Source organism: Polyangium mundeleinium, from assembly GCF_028369105.1.
In the GTDB taxonomy this organism is placed as follows: domain Bacteria; phylum Myxococcota_A; class Polyangia; order Polyangiales; family Polyangiaceae; genus Polyangium; species Polyangium mundeleinium.
Genome location: NZ_JAQNDO010000001.1, coordinates 9,665,471 through 9,690,955, shown reverse-complemented (window position 1 = coordinate 9,690,955; position 25,485 = coordinate 9,665,471). Strand labels below are relative to the sequence as shown.

Genomic DNA, 25,485 nt, shown 5'->3' with positions numbered 1-25,485 from the left:
TTGTGGTCCCAAAGAGCAGAAACGAGGAGCTTGGGGCTCCAACGATCTGCCGCACCGCGGCGCAGCCCTCACCTCGCGGGGAGCCGCGCCGCCGCGGGAAACGTCACTTCTTCTTCTTGTAGATCTGGATAGCCACGGGGCCCGTGCCCGTCTTCGCCGTCGCGTTGACCTTCACCATCGCCGGCACCGGCCACGGCCACGCGTAGCAGCTCGTCTTCTGGCCGATCGACGCCGACGAACCCGCCTCCTGGTCCACGGCGAGCGTCGGATTCGCGGCGAGCGCGCCGAGCTGCGGCGGCAGCGCCGTGGCCATGTCGAGCGTCAGCGCCAGGTTGAGCTCCGTCACGCCGCCCGCGCCCTGCCCGATCACCGTGTAGCAGAAGCCCGGCTCCAGCATCATCGTCGGCGTCGAGGCCGTCTGCCCCTCGGGCACCACCATGCAGAGCTGCCCACCCTCGGCCTTCATGCCGGGCGCCTCCACCTTCTCGCGCCCCTGCACCATCGTCGTCAGCGCCAGCGACTGCACCGAGTCACACGCCGCCACCGTCGGCGGGGGCGGGGGCGGCGGGGGCGGCGGCGGGGGCGGCGGCGGCATGAAGCCGGCGTCCGGACCCGGCTGCGGCGGCGTCTCGGGCTCGCTTCCGCAGCCCGTCGCCAGCACCACGACCATCATCGATACGGCCGCCGCAGCAGCCCCCATGCACACCATCGAACGCGTCATCGGACCCTCCTCGAGGCTCGAGGGCGCGCATGCGCGCCGCGCGAGACAGAGTCGCGCTCATACACCCGAACCCTACGCGGGGCCACATACCGATGAGGCCGTTCGAAGCGCGACCGGCTTCGTCATCGGTCGGGCACGCCGAGCTCCTCCATCTCTCGCTGGATGCAGATACGGGCCACGATGAGCGCGCGGGCCCGGAGCGACTCGTCGAGGTGCGCGGCCGTGTTCGCGTCGTCGAGCGCCTCGCGCAGCATGCCGCGTTCGAGGTTCGCGATGGCCCGGCACAGGTGGTACTCGGCGCGCTCCGCCGCGATCCCCATCCCCGCGCCTGGCTTCATCTCTTCGTCCAGGAACCAGCGCGCGAACGTCCCGGGCGGAATGTCCGCCCCCTTCGGTCCCCCGCTCCTCTGATCCATGAAGTAGTTTACCTCACTATGACGAGGCGTGCAGGGCGCGGCGCGCGGCTCGTGGGGGCGCGTGGGGACGAAAAACGGCTTTCTGCGATCCGGTGTTGCTTGACGCCCGTCCAATCCGTCGGGAAGGCAGACGTAAGTTTCACGGGTTCCCCGCGTTGATTGATAGGGTAGGACCCAGATTCGCCCGACTCCCGAGGAGGTCGCTTTGATTCGATCCATCGTCATCTCGTCCGCGCTGCTCGTCGCGCTCGCGCTTGCGACCGGCTGCGAGAAGTCCGACGACACTCAGCCGGCCCAGACGGCCGCCAACCAGCAGCAAAACCCCTACCAGCAGTACCCGCAGGGGCAGTACCCGCAGGGGCAGTACCCGCAGGGGCAATACCCGCAGGGGCAGTACCCGCAGGGCCAGTACCCGCAAGGGCAGTACCCGCAGGGCCAGTACCCGCAGCAGCAGCCGTACCCGCAGCAGCAGCCGTACCCGCAGCAGCAGCCGGCCCCGCAGCAGCAGCCGGCCCCGCAGGGCACCACGGCGCAGCCCGGCGGCTTCCAGTTCCCCACGATCCCCGGCTTCCCCGCCCCGGGCGGCACGACGACGACGGGCGGCACCACGACCCAGACGAGCGGCGGGGCGCAGGCGCAGCGCATCGATCCGAACCTCGCCGGCGCGGCCACGCTGCCGCTCACGGCGTTCGCCCAGCAGTCGGCCCCGGGCATGCAGCGCGACGGCGCCGTCGCCGCGGGGAACTTCTCCGAAGGCAGCATCCTCGAGGAGGCCGTCAACCTCCAGCCGGGCAAGTGCTACACGGTGCTCGCCGTCGGCGCGGGGCCGAGCGAGGTCGACATCTCGCTCGTCGCGACGACGCCCGTGCCGGGCATGAACCCGGTCCTCGCGCAGGACAGCGGCAGCGGCCAGCAGGCCTCGCTTGGCGGCGGCGGCAATTGCTACAAGTGGCCGTGGCCGATGGCGGGGCAGGCCAAGTACGTCATCAAGGCGACGCGTGGATCGGGCGTCATCGCGGCGCAGCTCTACTCGAAGTGATGTGACGTTCGCCTCGGATCGAGGCGAAACAAAAGACGACGGGGGCGCAGCTCGACGAACCGAGCGGCGCCCCCGCGGCTTTTTGTGCGGCTTTTCGTCAGGAGACGATGCCGGGCGCGGGGAAGCCCTGGCAGAGCTCCTTCACCTCGCCGGCGATCCGGGTGATGCGCGCCTCGTCCTGCGGATGGTCGGCGACCTCGGCCATCCACCCCGCGATGAGCTCCATCTCCTTCGGACCCATGCCGCGCGACGAGATCGACGGCGTGCCGATGCGGAGCCCCGACGGATCCATGGGCTTGCGCGGATCGTTGGGGATCGAATTGTAGTTGCCCACGAGCCCCGCGCGATCGAGCGCCTTCGCGTACGGCTTTCCGCCGATGTTCTTCGGCGTCATGTCGACGAGCAGGAGGTGGTTGTCCGTGCCGCCGGTGATCAGCCGGAAGCCCTTCGCCTCGAGCGCCGCGCCGAGGACACGCGCGTTCTCCACCACGCGCGCCGCGTACTGCTTGAACGACGGCTCCATCGCCTCGCGCGCGGCGACCGCGATCGCGGCCGTCGTGTGGTTGTGCGGGCCGCCCTGCAGGCCCGGGAACACCGCGCGATCGATCGCCACGGCATGCTCGGTCTTGCAGAGGATGGCCGCGCCGCGCGGGCCGCGGAACGTCTTGTGCGTCGTCATCGTCACGACGTCCGAGATTCCGATCGGCGACGGGTGCGCCCCGCCCGCGACGAGGCCCGCGATGTGCGCGATGTCGGCCGCGAGGATCGCGCCCACCTCGTCCGCGATGGCGCGGAACGCGGGGAAGTCGAGCGTGCGCGGGTAGGCCGTCGTGCCGCACCAGATGAGCTTCGGCCGGTGCGTCCGGGCGAGCTCGCGCACCTGGTCCATGTCGATGCGGTGATCGTCCGCGCGCACGCCGTAGGGCACGCTGTTGAAGAACTTGCCCGTGATGCTGACGTTCCAGCCGTGCGTCAGGTGCCCGCCCGCGGGCAGGCCGAGGCCCATGATCGTCTCGCCGGGCTTCACGAACGCGAGGTACACGGCGAGGTTCGCGGGGCTGCCCGAGTAGGGCTGCACGTTGACGTGATCGGCCCCGAAGACCTGCTTCATGCGGCTCCGGGCCAGCTCCTCGACTTGATCGATCTGCTGCTGGCCCTCGTAGTACCGCTTCTGCGGGTAGCCCTCCGAGTACTTGTTCGTCAGGACCGACCCCGTCGCTTCGAGGACCGCGCGCGAGACGTAGTTCTCGCTCGCGATGAGCCGGATCGTGTCTGCCTCCGCGCGCTCCTCGCGGCGGATGAGCTCGGCGATCTCCGGATCGACCTCGGAGAGCGGGCGATGGCCCTCGGGCTTCGTCGTTGCGGCGGTCATCCGACTTCGAACTCCCCGCGGCTCAGAAGATCAGCGACGCGCCAGAGGAACGAGTTTGCCAGGACGCCGTCGACGATCCTGTGATCGTACGAGAGCGCCATGTACATCACCGGGTGGATGGCGATGACGTCCTCGCCATCGCGCGTCACCACCACGGGCCGCTTCTTGATCTCGCCCATGCGCAGGATGCCCACGTTCGGCTGCGAGATGATCGCGCCGCCGAAGAGGTTGCCCTTGAGGCCGGGGTTCGAGACCGTGAACGTTGTGCCGGCGAGGTCGTCCGCGGTGGTCTTGCCCGCCCGCGCGCGCGTCGCGAGCTCGTCGATCTGCGCCGCGACGCCGCGCAGCGAGAGTTGATCTGCGTGCTTGATGCTCGGCACGAGGAGACCGCCCGGCGTCTCGACCGCGACGCCCAGGTTGATCTCCTTGAGCACGACGAAGGAGTTGTCGAGCACGCGCGCGTTGAGGTGCGGGTGCTCGCGCAGCGCGCGGACCGTCGCGGCGCAGATGAAGGCGAGGAACGTGAGCGGCACGCCCTCCTTCTTGAAGCGATCCTTGTGCTGATCGCGAAGCTTCGTGGTCGCCTGCAGATCGACCTCGGCCACCGTGACCACGTGCGGCGACGTGATCTTCGAGTACGCCATGTGATCGGCCGTGATGCGGCGGCGGCGCGAGAACGGGATCACCTCGTCGCCGGGGCGCGGCGAGTACGGCGGCACCTTGTACGCGCCGTACCCGACGCCCGGTATCGGCGGGACGAACCCGCCGCCCGCCTGCACGAGCTGCGCGAGCTCCGGGGCGGCCGTGATCGGCTGGGCAGGCACGGGCGCGAGGGGCGGCGGAGGCAAGGCGAGCGCGGCGGGCGCGGGGGCGGCGTGGGCCACGCGGCGCACGTCGTCGTGCGTGATGCGCCCATGCTCGCCCGTGCCTTGCACCTGGTTCAGGTCGACGCCCTCTTCCCGCGCGAGCTTGCGCGTCGAGGGCGAGCCGAGCGGCTGCGCCGTGGGCTCGGGCTTCGTCTCTTTGGGCGCCTGCGGCTCGGCGGGCGCGGGAATGACGGGCCGCACCACGTCTGCGCCGGCCGTCGCCGTCTCATCGATGCGACAGAGCAGGCCGCCTTTCGGGACCACCGCCCCTACGGCCGCCACGATACTCTCGACCCGCCCCGCGGAAGGAGCGGGGACCTCGGTGTCGGCCTTGTCCGTCGCGACTTCCAGGAGCGGTTGCTCCCGCGCAACGAAGTCGCCTTCACGCACGAGCCACTTGGTCACCGTCCCCTCGGCCACGCTTTCACCGAGCTGGGGCATGACTACGTCGATCATGGAGTTCGCTCCTGGAAATCCCCGCGCTTTCGGGTCCGGCTTGCGGGGGGGCCGCTCGTATACGCCTTGCGCCTGGCGAGGGCAACGTGGGCGCACGCGCAGAGCGACGATCTTGGGCTTCCGCCGGTATCAGAGCGCCGTGCCCGAGGACGCCTTCGCGAGCGCGCGGTCGACGGCGCGGGTGCTGAAGCCCACGAGGATCTGTCCGCGGATGTCGATGACGGGGATGCTGCCGCCGCGCTGACCCGACTTCTCGAGCTTGTCGCTCATCTCCCGGGCGGCCTCCGGGCTCGCTTCCACGTCCTTCTTCACGACGCGCACTCCCTTGGAGCGCAAATAATCTTCCGCCTGGTGGCAGGGTTTGCACCAGTCCGCGCCGTAGACGATCACCGTCAGATCCGAGGCCACGACGGGCGGCTCGTTCGTCGGCTTTGGCCCTTGCGTCGCGCTCGGCGCGCCGGTCGGCGAGGGCGGCGGGGGAGGGGCGATCTTCGCGAGGTACGCGCTCCGCCGCTTCTCCACCTCGGACTCCCATGCGCGCCGCGTCATCGTCCGCGCCGCGTACGTCCCGTCGTCGCGCTTCTTCGTCAGATCGACGACGTAAAACAGGTGCTTCGTCCCGTCCTCGCGATCACTCACGACGACACGCACGAGCGTTCGACCCTCCGCCGGCACGTCCGCGGGCTTGAGCTCGACGTGCATGTCGCCCTTCTCGTCGATCCACGTGAGCAGGAGGTTCGGCGTGTCCTCGCCGATCGTGAGCGACGGCAGCTCCTCCGTCGTCGCGAGCGGCGTCGTGCCGTCGTCTTCTTTTTTGCTCGAACACGCGATCGCGCTTTGCAGCATGACGAGCGCGAGCATCGCGACGAGGCCGAGCCGATTCACGCCGTCCTCCCCACGTCTTCGGCCGCGAGCTCCTCGCCGAGCGTCATCCACTCCGTCATCGCCGTGTCCACGCGCCGCGCGAGCGCTTGCTCCTCGGACACCATCTTCGCGAGTTTTTCCCAGTCCCCACCCGGGTCCTGCTTCAGGACCTCGCGCATGCGCCCGAGCTCAGTCTCGCCCATCGCGATCTCCTCTTCGAGCTCCTTCACGCGCTTGCGCTTGCGCTCGAGCGCACGCGACGCGGCCTTCTCCGCCTCGAACGCGCGTTTCTTGTCGAGCGGCGACTCCGGCCCCTTCGCCTGCGCCACGACCGTCGACGCGCTCCGCTTCACCGCGCGCTTCGCTCGCCCGTCGTCCTGGGCGCGCTCGTCCTCGTCGGCGCCGTCTTCCTCTTCGGGCGTGATGCTCGGCCGGGACAAACTCGCCTGGAAGTCGCGGTATCCGCCGGGGAAGAGCTCGATCTTGCCGCCGTGGAACGCGCAGATCCGCGTGGTCACTGCGTCGAGGAAGCGGCGATCGTGCGACACGAGCACCACCGATCCCTCGAAGCTCGCGAGCGCCTCCTCCAGGATCTCCGCCGCCGGGATGTCGAGGTGGTTCGTCGGCTCGTCGAGGAACAGCAGGTTGCGTGGTTCGAGCAGGAGCTTCGCCAATGCGAGCCGGCTTCGCTCGCCCCCGGAAAAACCTTCCACCTTGCGCAGCGTGTCGTCGCCGTAGAAGCGGAACCGCGCGAGGTATTGCCGCGCCGCGTCCACGTTCATGTCGCCGCGCACGCTGCGGATCTCCTCGACTGCGGTCTTGTTCGGATCGAGCGAGCCGAGGTGCTGATCGAAATACCCCTCGCAGAGGTTCGTCCCGCGCTTGACCTCGCCTTGATCCTCCTCGGCGCCGCGACCCGCGAGGATCTTCAAGAGCGTCGACTTGCCACACCCGTTCGGCCCGAGAATCCCGATCCGCTCCCCGCGACGCACGAGCAGATCAAAGCCCGAAAAGAGCTGCCGCCCGCCGCGCTCCGCCGCGAGGGCCCGCCCGTCGAGCACGATGTCTCCGCTGCGCGGCGCCTGCACGAAGCGGAAGGCCACCTTCTCCGCCCGCGCCCACACGTCCTCTGGCCGGTCGACGGTCTCCAGCTTGTCGAGCATCTTCCGCCGGCTCTGCGCCTGCTTCGTCTTCTGCCCCGCGATGTTCCGACGGATGAACTCCTCGGTCTTCGCGACGAACGCCTCTTGCCGCTCGGCGAGCTCGCGCTCCCGCGCGAGGTCCTCTTCCCGCGCCTCGGCGTAGCGCGAGTACGCGAGCGGATAGACCCGAAAGCTTCGCCGCCCGAGCTCCATCGTGATCGGGCAGAGCGCGTCGAGGAACGCGCGATCGTGCGAGACCACGAGCATCGCGCTCGGCAGCCCCGCGAGGTGCCGCTCCAGCCACGCGATCGTCTCGATGTCGAGGTGGTTCGTCGGCTCGTCGAGCAAGATCAGGTCCGGCGTATTCGCGAGCGCCACGCCGAGGTGCAATCGCCCGCGCTCCCCGCCCGACAGGCTCCCGAGCGCGCGGCCCATGTCCTCGTGCGAGAAGCCGAGGTGCGCGGCGAGCATCTCCACCCGCCGCTCCAGCGCATCCCCGCCCGCCAGGTGGTACTTGTCCGTCGCGTTCGCCAGCCGATCGAGCGCTTGTTTCGTCCCGCTCGCGGCCGCGTGTGAGGCCTCGTCGAGCTCCTTCCGCAGCGAAAGAAGCTCGTCGAACCCCGACAGGAAGGCTTCGAGCACCGTCCCGACCTTCGGCAGTTCGTGGGATTGCCGGACGTACGCGACCCGCGTCCCTCGCTTGATCACGACCGAGCCCGCGTCCGGGCTGAGCTCCCGCGCGATCAGCCGCATCAGCGTGGACTTTCCCGCGCCGTTCGGCGCCACGAGCGCGGCCCGCTCCCCCGGGGCGAGCGAGAACGTCACCCCTTGAAAGAGCTCATTTGCGCCGTACCCGAAGCCGAGGCCGGAGACCTGAAGGACGGTCATGGCCGGCAGTCTTAGCATGTAAGACAGGAGTCACCCGACATCCGGCCCCAGGGGACGCCGGAACCTCGCGCCATCCGTCCCGAACCTGGATAGGATGTGCCCTGATGACGAACGCCACGGACCTCGAACCCACCGCCCTCGCCTGGACCGAGGAGCTCGCGCGCGCGCTTCAAACGCGTACGGCGTGGAGCCAGCTCGGCACGGTGGAGATCGTCGAGCACTCGGGCGCGGCCACGCTGGGGGGCGTGATCGATCGTCGCCTCATCCGGCTCGAACAGGGCAAGCCCGTCCTGGAGATGCTCGAGAAGTGGCGCGGCTCGGCCGACGGTCGCATCGTCGATAGGCTCGTCGTCCAGGCGAACACGATGCTCCTCCGGCGCTTGCCGCCGGCGCGCGTGGTCGAGCCCTTCGGCCCCGCGTGGCTCGCCGAGTTCGAGCCCAAGGGCCCGATCGTCGTCCTCGGCACGGCGGCCGATCTCGTGCACGTCGTGCGCACGTTCCGTGACACGCCGCTCGGCGGCCGCATCCGCCCCTCGGCGGCGGATTGCCGGCCCGGATCGCTCGTGGCGGTCGCCGGCGAGGGGCTCACGGCGACGATGGTGTGCATGGTGTCCTTGTCGATGACGCCGCAGGGCATTCACGTCGTCAGCGTCGTCGACAACAAATCGCGAACGAACGCAAAGCTCTCGCGCGCCGACGCCACGCTCGTCACCCCGCGTACCGTCTGAACGCCAAAAACGTGCTTGGACCTGCACGGGCACGATTCTCACGTTCCCGCGCACGGCATCGGTTTTACCAGCCAGATTGCTGGTGAATGGCGTGCAGTTGTGCGTTGCCATTGAAAAGAATGGGAGCCCATGCAATCAACGGTATCCATTCAAACCGTTGGCCGGCGAATTTCTGTGAAAAGAATGGGAGCCCATGCAATCGGCGGTATCCGTTCAAACCGTTGACGGCGTATTTCTCGGGTGAGAGACGTGAAACGCCTCGCTACGCGACCCCAAACGGGATAGATTCGAGCCTATTCATTCGTCCCAGCCGATAATGCGGCGGACGAGGCGCGTGACGCATCGCAGCGGGCGAGGGTACCGACGCTGCGGCGTCAAACCTTGGTCGATCGAGGAGAAGTGTATGTCCGGAGAGGCGAAGCAGGAAACCAACCATGTGGGCGGCTGGGATGCCATGCCGCCTTCGTCGCGCGCGCCGGCCTTCGTGACGACGCCGGTGGGAGCGAACGATCCCGACCGGAAGGGCGCCGAGGCGGCGCTGCTCAACCTCAAACAAGCCCAGGCCGAGCACCCGTTCTGGCGGAACCGCTTCTTCAAGGCGTGCACCGCCGGGCAGCTGACGAAGGCCGATTTTCAGTTCTTTTTCGGCCAGTACTACCTCTACAACCGGAACTTCACGCGATACCTCGCCGCGCTGATGGCGAACTCGGACAACGATTACCACCGCGCGCGGCTGTCGGAGAACCTGTGGGAGGAGGGCGGCGGCCTCGAGACGGACAAACGCCACGCCGAGATCTTCCGCAAGTTCCTGCGCGAGGCGCTCGAAATCGACATCGAAAAGACGGACTATCTCGACGCCACGCGCTTCTTCGTGCGCGAATTCCTCGATTTTTGCCTCCGCTCCCACCCCGCCGCGGGCTCGGCGTTCCTGTCGCTCGGCACCGAGGGCATCGTCTCGCGGATGTATACGATCATGGTCGAGGGCATGCTCAAGGCCTCGATCCCCGAGGAGTTCCTGAGCTTCTTCCGCATTCACATCGGTTGCGACGACGAGCACGCGCAGACGCTGGAGGACATGATGGTGTCCTACATGCACACGCCCGACTGGTACAACACGTGCCTGTCGTCGATGAATTACGCGCTGAGCCTGCGCCACCGCTTCTTCGAGAGCCTCTACGACGCAATCCAGGGGCGCAAGCTCCAGGGCGTGATGAGCCGCATCCAGGCGCGCCGCTCCCTCGCCCCCCAGTACCCCGATCCCAGCCTGATCCGCTTCACCTCGGGCCAGCACGGCGCCCCGCTCCACGAAAACGAGACCGAGCGCCAGAACGTCAAGGCGACCGTCGAGCGACTGCCCTTCAAGTCGGAGATCATCGACACCCGAATCGTGCGCATCGCAGCCGGCAAGCTCAACGAGCGGCACAAGCACGCCCACGAGATGATCCTCCACATCGCGGAGGGCTCCGGCCGCGTCCAGGTGAACGAGTCGACCGTCGACGTGAAGGCCGGTGACACGGTCTTCGTGCCGCGCTGGTCGCTCCACCAGACGCAGAACACGGGCGACGGCGAGCTCGTGATGCTGGCCTTCACGGATTACGGGCTCACGCGCCGCGCCTACCAGAACGAGCCCCCGGCCCGGCCCGCCCCGCGCAAGGAAGAAGGCGCGGTCGCGCAGGCCGTCGCCGACGCCGAGGAGTAAACCGCAGAGCGCGCCGCCGGCCCTCCCCCTCCAGGGCGCAAAAACGAGAATGGCCCGGCTCAGGCAGCCGGGCCATTCTTCTTTGGCGGCCCAATGGTGTGAGCCCGAATCGATCTCTCAGAATCGCTTCGAGGGATCCTGGTCGAGCTTCTTCAGGTTGAGCTCGATGCGGCGGTTGCCGGGGTCGAGCTCCAGCGCCTGCTGCCAGAACTTGCGCGCGTCCTCGCGCTGGCCGTTGCGCAGCGCCGTGAAGCCCTGATCCATGAGCGAAGCGACCTCGCGCTCCTTGAGGCGCGCCGCGATCTCCTCGGGCGTCTCCTCGGGCGGCGGCGGGGGCGGCGGAGGCGGCGGAGGCGGCGGAGGCGGCGGCGGGAACGCCTGCGACGAGAGCTCCTTCGGCACCGGCGGCGCGCTGAGCGCGTCGAGGCGCATGCGCGCGTTCGTCGGGATCTGCGCCTTCTGCTGGAAGCCGGGGTCCGGCCCGAAGTCCCAGTCGTCCTTGCTGCCCTGCTGCTGCGTGATGCGGCCGGGCCGCACCGAAGGCCGCGGCGCGTCGTCGTCGGACGGGCCGAAGCGCGCCTTCTCGTCGAGCTTGCGCACGCCCTCCATCAGGATGTGCTGGTAGTCGCCGGTGATCGTGCGCTCGAAGTCCGGCGGGAACGGCGCCATGTTGAAGACGCCGTCCTCGACCGCGATCATCTCGTGCACCGCCTCCTCGCCGACCATGTTGTTCCAGACGGCGTGCACGATGTCGCCGTTCTGGATGAGGATGATGCCCGAGACAGGCCCGCGCGCGATGCGGAGCGCTGTCGTCTTGCGGCCGAGGCAGAGCATCTGGATGACGTCGACCGCCGAGAGCTCCGAGAGGCTCCCGAGCAGGCTGTCGTGCGTCTCCATGGCCTGCAGGAGCGCCGCGCGGAGCTCGTGCAGATCGAAGGGCTTGCGCATCAGCTTGAGACAGCCGACCGCGTGCGCCTTGTCGCGGATCGTCGCGACGTCGAACGCGGTCATCACGATCGCCCGCGTGTCCGGCGTCTCCACCGCGGCCCAGCAGACGAGGTCCATGCCGCTCATGCCGGGCAGGTGGACGTCGGTCACCAGAACGTCGATCGGCGTCTCGCGCAGGATTTGACGGCCCACCTCGGCGTTCTTCGCCAAGAGGACGTCGTAGCGATGGTTGTCCTGATAAAGAAACCGATGGAGGGCGAGGACGATCCCGTCCTCGTCGTCGACGATCAGCACTCTGTGGCGTCGTTGAGCCATGGCTGTTCTACCTGCCGGTCATGATGGGCAACGTGATCGTGACACACGTTCCCGAGACGTTTCCGCTCCGTCCGCCGATCGTGATCGAGCCACCGTGGTCGGTCACGATTCGATAGCATATCGAGAGCCCGAGCCCCGTGCCCGTGGGCTTGGTCGTGAAGAACGAGTCGAAGACTTTGTCGACGATCTCCTCGGGGATCCCGCCGCCCGTGTCCTCCACGTGCAGGACCATCCGGTCGTCGTCGATGCCCGCGTGGACCTTCAGCTCCCCGCCCTCCGGCATCGCGTCGGCCGCGTTGATGAAGAGGTTCAAGAGGACCTGCTGGAGCTGGTCCTGATCGATCCAAAGCGGGCGGAGCAGGCCGTACCGGGTGCTGAAGTGGATGTTGTTGAGCCGTCCCTCGGCCGCGCCGCGCGCGCGGTTCACGATGGTCGGGAGATCGGCCTTGGTGCGCCGCGGCGGCCTGTGGCGCACGAACCCGAGGAGCTGGCCGAGCATGTTGTTCAGCCGGTCGATCTCGCGGTTCACCGCGTGCAACGAGTCACCGAGCCCGGCCTCAGCGGCCTCGTGCTCGATCGACTGGATCGTCGCCTTGATCGCGGCGAGGGGGTTTCCGATCTCGTGCGCGACCATCGCGCACGCCTTGCCGACCTCGGAGAGCCGCTCGAGCTGCCTGCGTTCGGCCTGGAAGCGCTCGGTCTCCGTGACGTCGCGCATGGAGATGATCGTGCCGAGCCGGTTCGATCGGATGAGGCGGTAGCCGACGATGGTCTTGTTGCCTGCTTCGTCGAAGGCCTCGACCGTGAGCTCTTTCGTGCGCGGCGGGCCGTCGCGCACGAGCTCGTTCTCCACGTGCTCGAAGATCTTGTTGATGAGCGGGGCACCCCCCGCGCGTCGCGTGATCAGGTCGTCGGCGACGCGGTTCGTCACGACGACCTCGCCCCCTTCGTCCACGATCACGACACCCACCCCGATCTCGTCGAGCAGGGTGGTCCCCGATGAAAACGGTACGTTGGGACGGTTCTTCCTCATGATTTGGAGGGGGGCGGCGCAGCGTAGGCGCAGCGATCGTCCATTCTACGTCGCTCGCGCCACCCCTGTGGCCTCAACGTCAACCGTAGCCAAAGAGCTTGGTGACCGTCTTCACGACCTTCTCCTCGGCCGGATCCGGCGCCTCGTCGCGGAAGCCGAGCACGCTGAGCGCCAGCGTCTCGTCCGACCACCGCAGCCATCGCGTTCGCATGACCACGTTGTTCACGTCGAGGATGTGGATCACGTGAGGCTCGGCGATCGGCAGGAGGTTCCTCACCCGATCACTCACCTCGGACACGACCGAAGCCGCAGCCGCGAGCTCGTTCTGGTACCGCACCTCGCCTGCCGCCGCGATCACGAGACCACGCGTATCCGCCAGCACGACCGCGCGCCCGCCCGTCTCCTCGCGGAGCAGCGAGCTCATGCCTTCTTCGAGCAGCGTCTCCAGGCGCTTATCCGTGTTGCGGAAGCTGATCGGACCTGTGCTGATCGGCGCCTGGCTCGGGGGAGCCTTCTCCATCGAGCGCGCCGCCGTCATGGCGAAGGCCTGCGCTTCGAGGTCGATGATGCGGCGCCGCAGGTTCTTCGCTTCGATCGCGATCGCCTCGAGCTCCTCGACCCGCCTGCGCAGATCGCTGTTCTCGTTGGCGTAGTAATCGAGCTCCGCGGCCTTCTGCTCCAGCGTGCGCACCCGGAGCGAGAGCTCGTTGTTCTTCTTGTTGAGCGCCTCGGCTTCCTTGCGCAGCTTGTCGGCCTCGGCCGCGCTCGCGCCGCCGCCGCTCGCCGCGGCCGGCGCGTTCGCGGAAGCAGCTTTGAGCTTTGCCTCGAGGTCCTGCACCTTCGCGCGCGCGGTGCCGAGCTCCATGCCGAGCTTCGCCGCCTCGTTTGCGGCTTGCTGCAGCGTGCCGATCTGCGCCTGGAGCTGCTGCACCTTGGTCTTCTCGGCCGCGAGATCCTGACCGACTTTGCCCGCGTCGCCCGTGGACTTCTGCGCCGCCGCGAGCTTCTGCTCGAGGTCGCGCACCTTGGTCTTCTCGGCCTGGATGTCCTGCGCGAGCTTGCTCGTGCCTTCGGCCGTCTTCTGCAGCGCGGCGACCTGCGTCTGGAGTTGCTGCACCTTGGCCTTCTCGGTCGCGAGCTCTGCGGAGAGCTTGTCCGAGCCGCCTTGCCGCGTCTTGAGCTGCGCGTTCTCCGCCGTGAGCTGCTCGGCCCGCTGCGCCGACGCGCGGAGCTGGTCCGCTTGCGTTCGCGCCTCGCGGAGCTGCGCCTGCGCGGCTTGCACCTGCGCGTTCGATTCGGCGAGTCGACGCTCGAGATCCTGCCGCGCGCCGTCGTCCCCGCGCCCCGCTTGCGCCTGGGCCATCGCGGCTTGCAGGCGTTGCTCGAGGTCGTGGGCGCGGGCGCGCTCGGCTTGCAAGGCCTGGGCGGCTTGATCCGCCGCGGCCACGCGTTGCCGGAGCTCGGCGTTCTCCTGCCGGAGCTGCGCCTCTGCGGGCGAAGGCCCGCTCGCAGCGGTCCGCGCGCGGTTGACCTCCGCCTGGAGCTGGTTCACCTGCTCGCGGAGCTTCTGCGCTTCACCCTGGGCCTTTTGCGCTGCCTCGGAGCGCGCGCGCTCCGCGGAGTCGGAGGCCGAGCGCGAGAGGTCGGCGTTCTGCTGCTGCAGGGCCGCCACCTGGGCCTCGGCTTGCTGGCGTGCCTCTTTTTCGGCCTGGACGAGGCTCGTATCCGCGGCGGCGCCGTTCTTCGAAGGGAACGCCCTGCTCACGAGCAGACCGGCCCCGAAAAACAGGCCGGCTCCTGCCGCGGAAGAAAGCCATATCGATTGGATCAGGTCCATTCCTTCCTCAAGTCCTCGGCTACCGCCACTCGATCTCGACGCGCCGGTTTCGGGCCCAGGCCGTCGGGGTGTTGGTGGAATCCGCGGGCTTCATGCCGCCCACGGCCTCGGTCGTGATCCTGGAGTGCGGAATGCCGTTCGCGTGGAAGAAATTCTCCACCGCCGCGGCGCGCTTGCGGCTGAGCTCCAGGTTGTGCTCGCGCGATCCGAGTTGATCCGAATGCCCCCGGAGATGGATGCGCAGGCTCGGGTTCGCCTTCAGCTGCTTGAGGACCTCGTCGAGCGTGCTCTTGGACGACAACGTCAAGAGATTCGAATCGATCTCGAAGAGGATGTCGGAGATCGCCGCGGGTTTGTCGCCGGAAGACACCGCCGGGGGCGGTTTCGGGGCCGGCGTGGGCGCGGGCTCGGGCTCCGACGTGGGGGCCGGCGGAGTCGCCGCGGCCACCGAGACCACCGGCAGCGCGGAGGTCGTCGCCGTGGGCTCGGGCGCCGTGTTTTGCGGCTCGGGCGTGGGGGGCGGTTTGGGAGGCGGCGCGACGGCGACGCTCGGGCCAGGCGTGGCCGCAGGCCTTTGCGCCGAGGCCTGCGCCGAGGTGGTTCCCCCCGGCCGAGCCCCGGTCACCTGGGCCTGCTTCGCCTGCTCCTCGGCGTACTCGGGCGCGAGCTTGAGGTTGACCAGCCCGAGGTCCGCGAGACCGAGGAGCAACAGCCCACCAAAGGCCAGCCGAGCGTTTCCAGTCGAGTTAGCCATAACAATCAGGTCGCCGTCATACGATCTTGGACAGCTCGGTCACGCGGCGGCGAATATCGAGGAACACGAGGCCGAGCTTCGCGTCGGGCGTCGTGAGCACGATGAGCAGCGCTTCCGCGCCGACCGCGTTCAGGATGACGTAGCCCTGACGGCCACGCACGTACGTCTGCTCCATGGCGCCACCCATGAGCTCGTGGGCGATACGCTCACCGACACCGAGGAGCGCGGCGGCCATACCGGACACCAACTCTTCGTCGATCTCGTTCGGGAGCAGCGACGCGATGATGAAGCCGTCGGTGCTCACCATGGCCGACCCGATGATGTCGGGCGATACCGAACGAAGATTGCGAAGAATTTCCTGGATTTTTTCGACTCGACTTCCAGCTGCCACGTCTCCTCCTGTGCGGGCAAGCCGAGCCCGAGTTCGTACTCGAGCTCATAATCAACCCGGGCGCCGCGTCCGGGACATGTTCTGCCCTCTCGCACTGCTCTCCGGCATCCCTTGGGCCGCGTCTACGCCGAGGCCCTTCGGAAAACCGGCGCGTGGGCGAGGCCGCCACCTCTACGTGGCGGCATCGTCTAGCCCAATTCGACCGTCACCTGGCACGTGCCTTCGCCATTGGCGCCGCACTTCGTCTCGTACGCCTTCGGCTTCTTCTTGATCAGGACCTCGGTGATCCCGGCGACGAAGCCGACCTCGAAGTGGCAAATCCGCTTCGAGATGCTCGCCATGCCCGCGCACGTGATGCACTCGTCCAGGTCCACCACGAGAAGCTTGTCGTCGAGCTGGCGAGGGATGAGAATGCCGATACGAGAATCGCGCACGAACTGGACGACCTCCTTGAGGTATTCGTCCGTGCTCGGCTTGTACAGCATCTGGCCGGCTTCCTTGCCGAGCTCCCTACCGCCGTTCTGGAAAACGACCGCCGCCCCGCGCCCCAGCACCTCCTCGACGTACCCGGCCGAGAAGTGACGGAACACGCGAAAGACCAACAACGGAATGTCGTTTCCCAGAATCGGCCTGTGGGTCTGAGCGACTTCTTGGATGAGACCCATTAGAGCACCTCATTGTCCTTGGATTGACCTGGACTCACACCAACCTCCCTGTGAGGCGGACCCAACCGTGCGCGGCCGGCGCGGGGACACCCGCCACCCACCGCCTGCATACGCCCTCGCTCAGGCAAGGCGGCGGGCGGACCCGCGTGCCGGCTCGGCGGGGTAGAGGCAGAGTGTACCGTCGGTTCGACCATCGCGTGAAAAATCGGCGGGAAGTCCAAGCGTTGACGTTGCACCCCGGGGCATGTGCCTACGAGGTCGCGGAGGCCGGGTGCGGTCCATGGACCCGCCCCGGGTTCCGCAGAAACCTTGAACCAAGGCAGGATAGACTGAAACGGACCCCGATGCTAGCCAAGAAATCCCCGCCAAGGGGCTCCGGGCACCGCGAGGATACGCGGCATCGCTCGCGATCACAAGAAACCATCCAGCACGCCGGTCATGTCCGACATACCCGTTCGGAAAACCGGACGAACCGTGGTTTAGGTCGCTCTGGATGTATGTTGTGATCTGATTTTGTGAATTAGGATGCTTGGTTAGTGCACCGGCACATGCGCATCCATGTGCCGGTGTGTGTGCGGCTGGGCCTCCGAGGGTCGAGGCCCAGGTGGGGAGACAGGAAAAACCGTCAGGCGGCGACCGAGGGTACGGACTGGAACGTCGCGGCCAGGACGTCAGGCGCAGGTAGGCCGACCGACGAAAGTCCACGCCGCGCCGCCGGAAGCCACGACGCCGGATCCCCCACGATGCCCCGTACCATCGACTCCAAGAGCCGACGCCGCAGGAGATCCTTGCGCCGGTAGAAGCTCGCCCCGTGCTCGGCGTTCGCATGCGGGACGTAACTCGCGAGCGACACGTGTGTCTTCTCGTGCAGCATCAGATCCACGAGCGCCCCGAACGCCGCCGGATCGTCCTGCTGCAGCACGGACACGAGCAGCGCGCGCACCCGCGCCGACGCGAGGTTGACGCTGATGCCGCTGCCGTCTGTGTGCGCCATCTCGTCCGGGCCGTAGAGATCCTGGTGCACCGAGATCGGCGAAGGCGTGAGCTCCGCCGCGATCGAGATCGCCGCGTCGATCCCCTCGAGCACCGTCATCGCCGCCGCGAGCGCGTCGACGCCCGGAACCGCCTTCGCCGTCGCGAGCAACGTCTCCCGATCGATGCGCTGCATCGCGAGCGCGCCGATGCGCCGTCCCCGGCGGTCCTGCGAGCTCGCCGCCGCCGCCGCCGCGGACGTCGCGACGAGCCTCCGCCAGAGCGCATCCGCGAGCGGATCGTCGAGCGAGACGTACGTACGACCCGCGAGGAACGGCTCTCCCATCGGCCGGAGCGTGCCCGCGCGGTAAGCGCCAAGCAGATGGCGCAAGGTGACGATGCGCGGGTGTTGCTCGTGCTCGTCGTCGATCGTGATCACGCGGATGGCCGGCGTATCGAGGAGCGCGTCCGCGAACCGCACGACCTCCTCGGGCGCGGCCACGGTGGGGCGCTTTTGCGGCCGTCGCTCGGACTCCGGCGGCACGGAGATCGACGGCGTCATCAACGGCCAGGGCTTCGACGAGCGTGTTGTCTCCGTGAGCTCCTCGGGCGCGCTCGCCGCCGCAGGTTGCGTGGGCTGGCCCGCGAGCGCGGCGCAGAGCAGCCGATCGAGGACCGAGGAGAGCCTGTGATCCACGGCGCGGAGGAGCTCGCGATCGTAGAGCGCGTCATGCAAGACGAAGCGCTCGAACGCCGCGATGAGCGCCGACTCGACGGCCGCCGATGCATGCGCGGCCACCGCGGATCGACCCTTGTTGAGCGGGACCTCGGCAGGCAGCTCGATGACGATGCCGAAGCCCGCCGACACGATCGCCCGCGCGAGGTCGCGGTGGAGCGAGAGCTCGGGCGCGGTGAAGAGATCCTGACGGACCGCGACGAGCAAGCCGCGCTGCGTGATCGTGACGTGCGGCAGAGCGCCGTCGCCGCGGCCGACCCAGATCGAGAGCTCGCCGAGCGGGCCGGTGAGCGCGCCCCCGACGTGCGCGCGCGCGACGCGGCGCATGCGCGTGCGTGCGACGTTGATGAGCACACCGTCGACGTAGATCCGAGCGACGGAGGGATCGACGAACGACGCGGCCGCGGCGACCTCGGAGGCGAGGACCGAGCGGCTGATCGGCTCGTCGAGCAGGAGCCGCACCGACGTGCCGGTCCATCCCTCGACGTGCGGCAGCGGCCGGAGAGACCAGGCGAAATCGGCGTACGGTGGGCCCTTGCCGAGCGGCTCGACGCGCAGGAGGTGGCCCTCGGTGCGCGTGCGCGTCTTCACCTCGAGTCGCGGCGCGATCTCGAGCGCGCTGAAGAAGCCGATGCCGTGCTCGCCGATCGCGAGCTCCTCGCCCTCCTTGCCGCTGCGGAACGGGACGAGGAGATCACCGAGGACCTCGTCGGCGGTCATGCCGCGCCCGCGATCGGTCACGATGATCTCGGTGCCGCCGAGCCCCGACTGCACGTCGATCGCAGCTCCGCGCGGCGAAGCGTCGAGCGCGTTCTGGACGAGCTCGCGCAAGGGCGCGATGCGCGAGGCGCTCTGCGCGTAGATCGTGCGAGAGAGGATCCGCTCGGCGAGATCGGGGACCGTCGCCTCTCTGCGGCAAGCCTCCACGATGCCCGGGCGGGCCGCGCGACTCGCCGCGAGGTAGGCCGCCGAGCGGCCATGCACGCGCACGAGGAGCAGGTCCGAGAGACGGCCAGCGTAGACTTCGGTCATCGGTTCCCCCCTGATTTCCCCACCGCCCGAGGCTCGCTCGATCAAGCCGTTCCCGTGACCCCGATGGGCTCGCTGACGATGAGCTCGCGTTCGAGATCCGGTTCACGCATGCCCGTCGCGCGATCGAACGCGACGCGCAGCGCGTACTGCTCCGCCCAGCCCACACGCCGCGCGACCGCAGGCGCGTCCTCGCGCACGAGCAGCGCGTGACGCGTCCCGAGGCAAGGCAGCGGGCCCGGTGCGCTCTTGCGGCCACGCGCGAGCGCTACGGGGACGGCCTCGGGCCGCTCGGATCGACGGGCGAGCTCCACGATCCCGGGCAGGTCCGGGCGGCGACGCGCGAGGCTCGAAAGGCTCTCGGCGTGATCGATCTCGAGCTCGCGCGCGAGCAGCTCCCGCTCGCCGGGGATGAAGCCTTGCCACTCGCGTTCGGCCCAGAAGCTCTCGGGGACGAAGAGCCGGCTCTCCACGTTGCTGCCGAGGAAGCCGATCAGAGGCTCGCGTCGCTCCGGCCCGACGAGGTAACGATCGGGGCCGAGCAACGCGCGCGCGAGCTCGGGCGCGACCTCGTTCCACGCCGCGGATTGCAGCATGAGCGCGCTGATCTGCGCGGCGACCTCCGCCAGGCGATCGGCCGCCTTGCGGCTCGTCCCCGGCGCGCGGGAGAGGTCCACGAGCCTGCGGTAGAACGACGCCGCCGTCGCGCGGAAGTTGCGGCAAGGCTTGAGCGCATCGCGCCCCTCGGTGAGCTCCACCGCGGAGGGAAAGTCGATCAGCGCGAGCTCCGGGATCGCGAGGCAGCCCTCGACCTTCACGCCTGCGTGGTACGTCGCAGCGCAGATCCCGGTCACGAGCGCGCGGCCGCCCACGTAGAAGCGCGCGACGCGGCTCGGATCCTCGGGCGAGAGCGCATCGGTGAAGTGCGAGCCTCCCGCGAGGTACCGGCCGTCGTTCAGCGGCACGCCGTCGATGTTCACGATCGCGCGCTCCTTCGGGAAGAAGTGCAGCGCGTCGCGCAGGTACGCGCGGAGCGGCTCGGCCTCGAGGAGCGACGAGCGCACCTGTACACGTGTCCCGGCGCGCGGCGTGAGCTTGCGGATCGCGCAGACGAGCGACGAGGGCTCGGGGCCATCGGCGAGCACCGAGAGCGACCAGCCCGAGGTCCCGTCGCCCGTCTCCACCTCGATGGACAGGCTGGTCGGATCGGGAAGCCCGAGGCCGATGACCGAGAAGAAGCCCACGCCGAAGCGCCCGAGGTCCACGCCGGGCCGCTTGTCGGTGGCGAACGGCACGAGGAGCCGCGACAGGATCGTCCGCAGATCCATGCCGATCCCGTCATCGATCACGGTCACCACGCCTTCGCGCACCCGCACGTCCACGCGGGCGGGGTGCTCGGGCGTCGCGTCGATCGCGTTCAGCACGAGCTCGACCACGGGCCGCAGCGGGTGGCCGAACTGCCGGCCCACCTCCTCATCGAGGATCTTGAGCAGGTAGGCCCGATCCATCGGCGGGCGGGCCGGTGATCCGGTGCCCGAGACGAGCGCCACGAGCGCGGGCCGGTAGAGCCCGATGGCCACGAGCTCGTGCAGCGAGCCCAGGAAACAGAGCTCGCCCTCCCGCACTCCTCCGCGGGCGATTCCGCCGGCGCGGGCTGCGGCGAGGTCGATGTGCGTCCTCATGAACGGCCCTGCGTGCGCCGATTGCTCGGCCGGAGGCGTCCCGAGGGGCGAAGAGTCCGGAGCGCTGCGTGCCGTCGCCATCGAGCAGACAATGGTGGGCCAAGTTACCTCTCGCGCAAGGGGGGGTTCCGATGCCGAGCGTTCTCTTTGGCTTGTGTTCCTGGCGTGGAGACGCGATCCGCCCCGGCGCGTTTGCGTGCCGCTCGTCGTGGTCGATTTCGTGGCCTGGCTTCTGATGCGCTCGGGTCGTTTTCCTTACGACTGAGGAGGAAACGATGGGGCGCGTTTTGCGGTGGCTCGGCGTGAGCCTGGGGCTTTTCGTTTCGATTGGAATCGGGCTCGGGGGAGGCTGCGCGGCGGGAGGCAGCAACCGTCCGGGAAGCGGAGGGGACGGCGGCGAGGGGGGCTCGGGAGGATCGGGCAATCATGGCCCTGTCGGGCCCGGAGGCGGCGGCGGGGGTGGAATCGGCGGCGGCGGGGGTGGAATCGGCGGCGGCGGGGGTGGCGGGGGCCCGGCTTGCGCGAAGTTCACGGCGGAGGCCACGCAGGCGCCCGCGACCATGCTCACCGTGCTCGACGCGAGCGCCAGCATGAACAAATCGTCCAAGTGGGGGACGGCGCAGCTCGCGATCAAATCGGCCATCGACAAGGACGTCTTCGACACGATGTCCCTTGGCCTCACGGTTTTTCCGGCGAGCTTCACGGATCCCTCGGCGTGTCTTTGCACCGCCGTGGGCTCGCCGGGCGACATTGCGACGTGCAAGCTCTTGCAACTCGTCACTGGCGCGCCCGGCGTTTCGTGCGGTTTTTCGTTCCCGCCGCAGGTGCCGATGGCCCCGGCGGGCACGGAAAAGTCTACCGCGCCGACGGGCGTACGGCGGCAGATGTACGACTGGCTCGTCAGCCATTCGCCCCTCAGCAACGCCGACGACGGCTCGCCCATTTACGACGCTCTCCAGGCCGGGTACGCAGCGCTGAAAGCCGAGAACATCGACCGGCGCATGCTCGTGCTCATCACGGACGGCGGCTTCTCCTGTACTTCCGTTGCGAGCCCGGCCCGCGCAGGGTACATGGATCTCAATGGTTGTCCGGACTGGGAAATGCCGAAGAGCGTGAACGATCTCATCACGGCCGCGCGCACCGACCCGACGAAGCCCATTTTCACGTTCATCGTGGGCGTCCCCGGCTCGAACAGCGCGGGCGCGAAGGTCGACGGCTTCGATACGCCGCCGTACAACATGCTCCTCGCGCTCTCGACGTACGCCGTCAGCGGTTCGCCGGACACCGTGGATCCGAGCTGCGACAAGGGCGCCGTCTTCACGCTCGGCGCGCCCGCCCCTGCCAAACCTTGCCATATCGATCTCTCGAACGGCGCGCAGTTCAACGCCGACGCGCTGGCCAAGGCGATCGCCGACGTCCGCGGCAAGGCGCTCGGCTGCGTCTACGACCTGCCGCTTCCGCCGCCCGGTGAGCAGATCGACAAGACCCAGGTCAACGTGAACCTCACGCTCGACGGCATGCTGCAAAACCTGAAAAAGCGCACGGATCCGCTGGATCTCTGCCCGCAGGATGGCTGCTGGGACTACACCCCGGACGGCAAGGTCCAGCTCCTGGGCAAGGCCTGCGAGGGCCTCGGCGCGGCCACCGACGCGAAGGTCGACATCCAGGTCGGCTGCGAGACCATCCTCAAGTAAAAGATGTTTTTCGCGCCAACCGTTTTCCGAGCACCACTTCCCTTCGTCGTATTCGTGCGTCCCGCCGCGTCGTTCGCCCGTTCCCCGGCCTCGTTCGGCGTCCGGCGTGCTACGTCACGGGCATGAAGCTCCCATCCCTGCTGTACCCCGATCTGAGTCGCACGGGCTCGCTGGGCCTCCTGTTGGTCCGGCTCGCGACGGGCCTGCTCCTCGCCGCGCACGGGTTCTCGAAGCTCGCGGCCGGCCCCGCCGGGCTCGCCGGTGGCCTCGCGATGAAGGGTTTTCCCGCGCCGACGCTCCTCGCCTGGTGCGCGATCCTCGCCGAGTTCCTCGGCGGTCTCTGCCTGATGCTCGGCCTGCTCACGCGCCCCGCAGGCGCCGTCGTCGCGTTCAACATGGTCGTCGCCTGGGCCTCCATGCACATGGCGGACGCCGCGCATTTCGGCACGGCCAAAGGCGGGGCGTTCGAATACCCCTTCCTGCTCTCGATCCTCGGCCTCGCGCTCGCCCTCACGGGCGGCGGCCGTTATTCGCTCGACGCGGTCCTCTTCGGCCGCAAGAGCGACTCCGGCGGTGGAGGCGGCTGAATCGAGCGCGGCCCCTCGGCCTTCGGCGAGAGCCAGCGCTCCGGCGCGTCGTCGTGTGGATCACGCACGCCCTCGAGCTGCGCGTTCACCTCACCGCCGACGAGCAGCGCTATCGACAAGAGCCAGAGCCAGAACAGGAGCACCGCGACGTTCGCGAGCGTGCCATAAAGCGTCGCGTACCGCGCCAAACTCCGCACGTAGACCGAGAACAACGTCGAGACGATCGCCCACAGCGACACCGTCACGAACGCGCCGGGCCAGACGCGCCTCCGCACCGTGGCCGGGCGCGTGATCGTGAGCCGGAAGAACGCCGCGATCAGCGCCGTCAGGATCACCGCAGGCCCGGCCGCCGCCACGAGGGCCCCGCCGAGCGAGCCTGTCACATGCGTGAACAGGATGCCCAGCGCCGTCGCGATCCCGACGAACGGGATCGCGCCAAGCACGAGCCCGAGGCCCACGAGCCGGCGTTTCCACCAGGGACGGGGCGTGCACACGAACATCGTCTCGAACACGCCGATCGCCGTCGCGGCGCCGGCCGATGAGACCCACAGGAAGGCGATGAGCCCGAGCGGCGCGAGCACGAGGGCCTTCGCGTCGGAGATCCGGAAGAAGTCCTCGCCGAGAGCCGCCGAGACGGACGGAGGCGCCGCGCTGAGCAGCGATCCCAAGAGCTCCGCGGCCGCGTCGCGCAGCCGATGCAGCGCCCAGCCGGCCACGGCGAGCAGCGGGATGATGCTGAGGAAGGCGTCGAACGCCATGGCGCTCGCGGCCCGCGGCGCCTCGTGCAGGTCGAGGTAGTGGACCAGCCGGCCGAGCGCCCGGAAGGCGGAGCTCGCCAACACGGAGAGGTGCCGCCGATCCCACATGCCTGTACTGTAGCAAGGCTCCGGCCTTCATGGCGCGTTGTGTCGTCGCGTTCGTGCGCCATGGAAAGCAAAAAGCCGACCCCTCTCGGGGCCGGCCTTCGCTATTCGTTCACGATTGCGTCGTGGGTGTCACGACGCGCTTCGGATCAGAAGTCGTGGTTGTGGCCCGCGTGCGCGCCACCAGCCGCCGCCTTCTCCTCCTTCGGACGCTCCGCGATGAGCGCCTCGGTGGTGAGCATGAGGCTCGCCACGCTCGCGGCGTTCTGGAGCGCCGAGCGCACGACCTTCACCGGGTCGATGACGCCCATCGCGAGGAGATCGCCGTACTCGCCGCTCGCGGCGTTGTAGCCGAACGAGCCCTGACCGTCGCGGACCTTCTGGACCACGATCGAGCCCTCTTCGCCGGCGTTCGCCGAGATCTGGCGGAGCGGCTCCTCGATCGAGCGGCGGATGATGTTCACGCCGAACCGCTGCTCGTCGTTCACCTCGAGCGAGGCGAGCGAGGCCTGCGCGCGGATGAGCGCGACGCCGCCGCCGGGGACGATGCCCTCTTCCACGGCCGCGCGGGTCGCGTGGAGCGCGTCTTCGACGCGGGCCTTCTTCTCCTTCATCTCGGTCTCGGTCGCGGCGCCGACCTTGATCACGGCCACGCCGCCGACGAGCTTCGCGAGGCGCTCCTGGAGCTTCTCGCGATCGTAGTCGCTCGTCGTGTGCTCGATCTGGGCGCGGATCTCCTGCTGGCGCGCCTTGATCTTGTCCTTCTTGCCCTGACCGCCGACGATCGTCGCGTTGTCCTTGTCGATGATCACGGTCTTGGCGCGGCCGAGATCCGAGATCGTGACGTTCTCGAGCTTGAGGCCGAGCTCCTCCGCGATCACCTGGCCGTCGGTCAGGACCGCGATGTCCTTCAGCATCTCCTTGCGGCGATCACCGAAGCCGGGCGCCTTCACGGCCGCGCAGTGCAGCGTGCCGCGGAGCTTGTTCACGACGAGCGTCGCGAGCGCCTCGCCCTCGACGTCCTCGGCGATGATGAGGAGCTGCTTCTGGCTCTTCGCGATCGCCTCGAGGACCGGGAGGAGATCCTTCATGTTGGAGATCTTCTTCTCCGAGATGAGGATGTAGGCGTCCTCCATGACGCACTTCATCGCCTCGGCGTCCGTCACGAAGTACGGGCTGAGGTAGCCGCGGTCGAACTGCATGCCCTCGACCACGTCGAGCGTCGTGTCGGCGCTCTTCGCCTCCTCGACCGTGATGACGCCTTCCTTGCCGACCTTCTCCATCGCGTCCGCGAGGAGCTTGCCGATCGTCAGGTCGCCGTTCGCGCTGATCGTGCCGACCTGCGCGATCTCCTTCGCGTCCTGCGTGAGCTTCGCCGAGCCCTTGAGGTTCGCGACGATGGCCTCGACCGCCTTGTCGATGCCGCGCTTGATCTCCATCGGGTTGTGGCCCGCCGCGACGAGCTTGGAGCCCTCGCGGTAGATCGCCTGGGCGAGCACCGTCGCCGTCGTGGTGCCGTCGCCGGCGATGTCGCTCGTCTTCGAGGCCACCTCGCGCACCATCTGCGCGCCCATGTTCTCGAAGCGGTTCTCGAGCTCGATCTCCTTCGCGACCGTGACGCCGTCCTTGGTCACGGTGGGCGAACCGAAGCTCTTCTCGATCACGACGTTGCGACCCTTCGGGCCGAGCGTGACCTTCACCGCGTCCGCGAGGGCGTTGACGCCCGCGAGGATCATGCTGCGGGCCGACTCGTTGTAGATGATCTCTTTGGCTGCCATCTCGATATCT

21 protein-coding genes are annotated in these 25,485 nt (G+C 68.6%); 5 read left to right on the top strand and 16 right to left on the bottom strand.

The window, feature by feature from the left end:
• Positions 1-103: 103 nt before the first annotated feature.
• Positions 104-721 carry a hypothetical protein gene (locus POL67_RS38205; protein WP_271925606.1) on the bottom strand — a complete coding sequence of 206 codons (618 nt, stop codon included), beginning with the start codon at positions 719-721 and terminating at the stop codon, positions 104-106.
• 122 nt (positions 722-843) lie between these two features.
• Entirely contained in the window at positions 844-1,137 is a 294-nt protein-coding gene (locus POL67_RS38200) for a hypothetical protein (RefSeq protein ID WP_271925605.1), read from the bottom strand.
• Between the two features lie 205 nt (positions 1,138-1,342).
• Between POL67_RS38200 and POL67_RS38195 the strand changes: the two genes are divergently transcribed.
• The gene (locus POL67_RS38195; protein WP_271925604.1) at positions 1,343-2,176 is read left to right on the top strand and encodes a hypothetical protein; all 834 of its coding nucleotides are present in this window, start codon (positions 1,343-1,345) and stop codon (positions 2,174-2,176) included.
• Between the two features lie 97 nt (positions 2,177-2,273).
• Here POL67_RS38195 and glyA read toward each other — a convergent pair whose 3' ends face one another.
• The 4 genes from glyA to POL67_RS38175 form a co-directional block, all read right to left on the bottom strand.
• The gene (gene glyA, locus POL67_RS38190) at positions 2,274-3,548 is read right to left on the bottom strand and encodes a serine hydroxymethyltransferase (RefSeq protein WP_271925603.1); all 1,275 of its coding nucleotides are present in this window, start codon (positions 3,546-3,548) and stop codon (positions 2,274-2,276) included.
• Positions 3,545-4,870, bottom strand: a complete 1,326-nt coding sequence (locus POL67_RS38185) for a dihydrolipoamide acetyltransferase family protein (protein WP_271925602.1) — start codon at positions 4,868-4,870, stop codon at positions 3,545-3,547. Before POL67_RS38185 ends, glyA begins: the two co-directional genes overlap by 4 nt.
• Before the next feature lie 129 nt (positions 4,871-4,999).
• The gene (locus POL67_RS38180; protein ID WP_271925601.1) at positions 5,000-5,755 is read right to left on the bottom strand and encodes a glutaredoxin domain-containing protein; all 756 of its coding nucleotides are present in this window, start codon (positions 5,753-5,755) and stop codon (positions 5,000-5,002) included.
• The gene (locus tag POL67_RS38175; protein ID WP_271925600.1) at positions 5,752-7,764 is read right to left on the bottom strand and encodes an ABC-F family ATP-binding cassette domain-containing protein; all 2,013 of its coding nucleotides are present in this window, start codon (positions 7,762-7,764) and stop codon (positions 5,752-5,754) included. The genes POL67_RS38180 and POL67_RS38175 overlap by 4 nt, the downstream gene beginning before the upstream one ends.
• A 104-nt stretch (positions 7,765-7,868) precedes the next feature.
• Between POL67_RS38175 and POL67_RS38170 the strand changes: the two genes are divergently transcribed.
• Together POL67_RS38170 and POL67_RS38165 are read left to right on the top strand one after the other, a co-directional pair.
• A complete protein-coding gene (locus POL67_RS38170; protein ID WP_271925599.1) occupies positions 7,869-8,492 on the top strand; it encodes a hypothetical protein in 624 nt (207 codons plus the stop codon).
• A gap of 403 nt (positions 8,493-8,895) precedes the next feature.
• The gene (locus POL67_RS38165; RefSeq protein ID WP_271925598.1) at positions 8,896-10,191 is read left to right on the top strand and encodes an iron-containing redox enzyme family protein; all 1,296 of its coding nucleotides are present in this window, start codon (positions 8,896-8,898) and stop codon (positions 10,189-10,191) included.
• 117 nt (positions 10,192-10,308) lie between these two features.
• Here POL67_RS38165 and POL67_RS38160 read toward each other — a convergent pair whose 3' ends face one another.
• From POL67_RS38160 to POL67_RS38125, 8 genes are all read right to left on the bottom strand, one after another.
• Positions 10,309-11,454, bottom strand: a complete 1,146-nt coding sequence (locus tag POL67_RS38160; RefSeq protein WP_271925597.1) for a DUF4388 domain-containing protein — start codon at positions 11,452-11,454, stop codon at positions 10,309-10,311.
• Between the two features lie 7 nt (positions 11,455-11,461).
• Positions 11,462-12,487, bottom strand: a complete 1,026-nt coding sequence (locus POL67_RS38155) for a two-component system sensor histidine kinase NtrB (RefSeq protein ID WP_271925589.1) — start codon at positions 12,485-12,487, stop codon at positions 11,462-11,464.
• A gap of 79 nt (positions 12,488-12,566) precedes the next feature.
• Positions 12,567-14,324 (bottom strand): coiled-coil domain-containing protein, encoded by a 1,758-nt coding sequence (locus tag POL67_RS38150; protein ID WP_271925588.1) that lies wholly within the window; start codon positions 14,322-14,324, stop codon positions 12,567-12,569.
• Between the two features lie 19 nt (positions 14,325-14,343).
• Positions 14,344-15,078, bottom strand: coding sequence for an OmpA family protein (locus tag POL67_RS38145; protein ID WP_271925586.1), 735 nt, complete (start codon positions 15,076-15,078; stop codon positions 14,344-14,346).
• Between the two features lie 16 nt (positions 15,079-15,094).
• Entirely contained in the window at positions 15,095-15,469 is a 375-nt protein-coding gene (locus POL67_RS38140; protein WP_136929867.1) for a roadblock/LC7 domain-containing protein, read from the bottom strand.
• A 188-nt stretch (positions 15,470-15,657) separates the two neighbouring features.
• On the bottom strand, positions 15,658-16,074 hold the full coding sequence (locus POL67_RS38135) for a V4R domain-containing protein (protein ID WP_211365370.1): 417 nt from the start codon (positions 16,072-16,074) through the stop codon (positions 15,658-15,660).
• Positions 16,075-16,759: 685 nt separating this feature from the next.
• Positions 16,760-18,874 (bottom strand): ATP-binding protein, encoded by a 2,115-nt coding sequence (locus tag POL67_RS38130; protein WP_271925583.1) that lies wholly within the window; start codon positions 18,872-18,874, stop codon positions 16,760-16,762.
• 41 nt (positions 18,875-18,915) lie between these two features.
• Entirely contained in the window at positions 18,916-20,553 is a 1,638-nt protein-coding gene (locus tag POL67_RS38125; RefSeq protein ID WP_271925582.1) for an ATP-binding protein, read from the bottom strand.
• Between the two features lie 275 nt (positions 20,554-20,828).
• Here POL67_RS38125 and POL67_RS38120 point away from each other — a divergent pair, with 275 nt between their 5' ends.
• Together POL67_RS38120 and POL67_RS38115 are read left to right on the top strand one after the other, a co-directional pair.
• Positions 20,829-22,247: a vWA domain-containing protein gene (locus POL67_RS38120; protein WP_271925581.1), complete on the top strand. Its 1,419-nt coding sequence runs from the start codon at positions 20,829-20,831 to the stop codon at positions 22,245-22,247.
• A gap of 122 nt (positions 22,248-22,369) precedes the next feature.
• Entirely contained in the window at positions 22,370-22,834 is a 465-nt protein-coding gene (locus POL67_RS38115) for a DoxX family protein (protein WP_271925579.1), read from the top strand.
• On the opposite strand, the gene POL67_RS38110 is transcribed toward POL67_RS38115, so the two are convergent.
• Positions 22,774-23,700, bottom strand: a complete 927-nt coding sequence (locus tag POL67_RS38110; protein WP_271925577.1) for a YihY/virulence factor BrkB family protein — start codon at positions 23,698-23,700, stop codon at positions 22,774-22,776. The two genes, POL67_RS38115 and POL67_RS38110, sit on opposite strands and share 61 nt — an antisense overlap.
• 146 nt (positions 23,701-23,846) lie before the next feature.
• Complete coding sequence (gene groL / locus POL67_RS38105) at positions 23,847-25,475, bottom strand: chaperonin GroEL (protein WP_271925575.1); 1,629 nt, start codon at positions 25,473-25,475, stop codon at positions 23,847-23,849.
• Positions 25,476-25,485 lie beyond the last annotated feature (10 nt).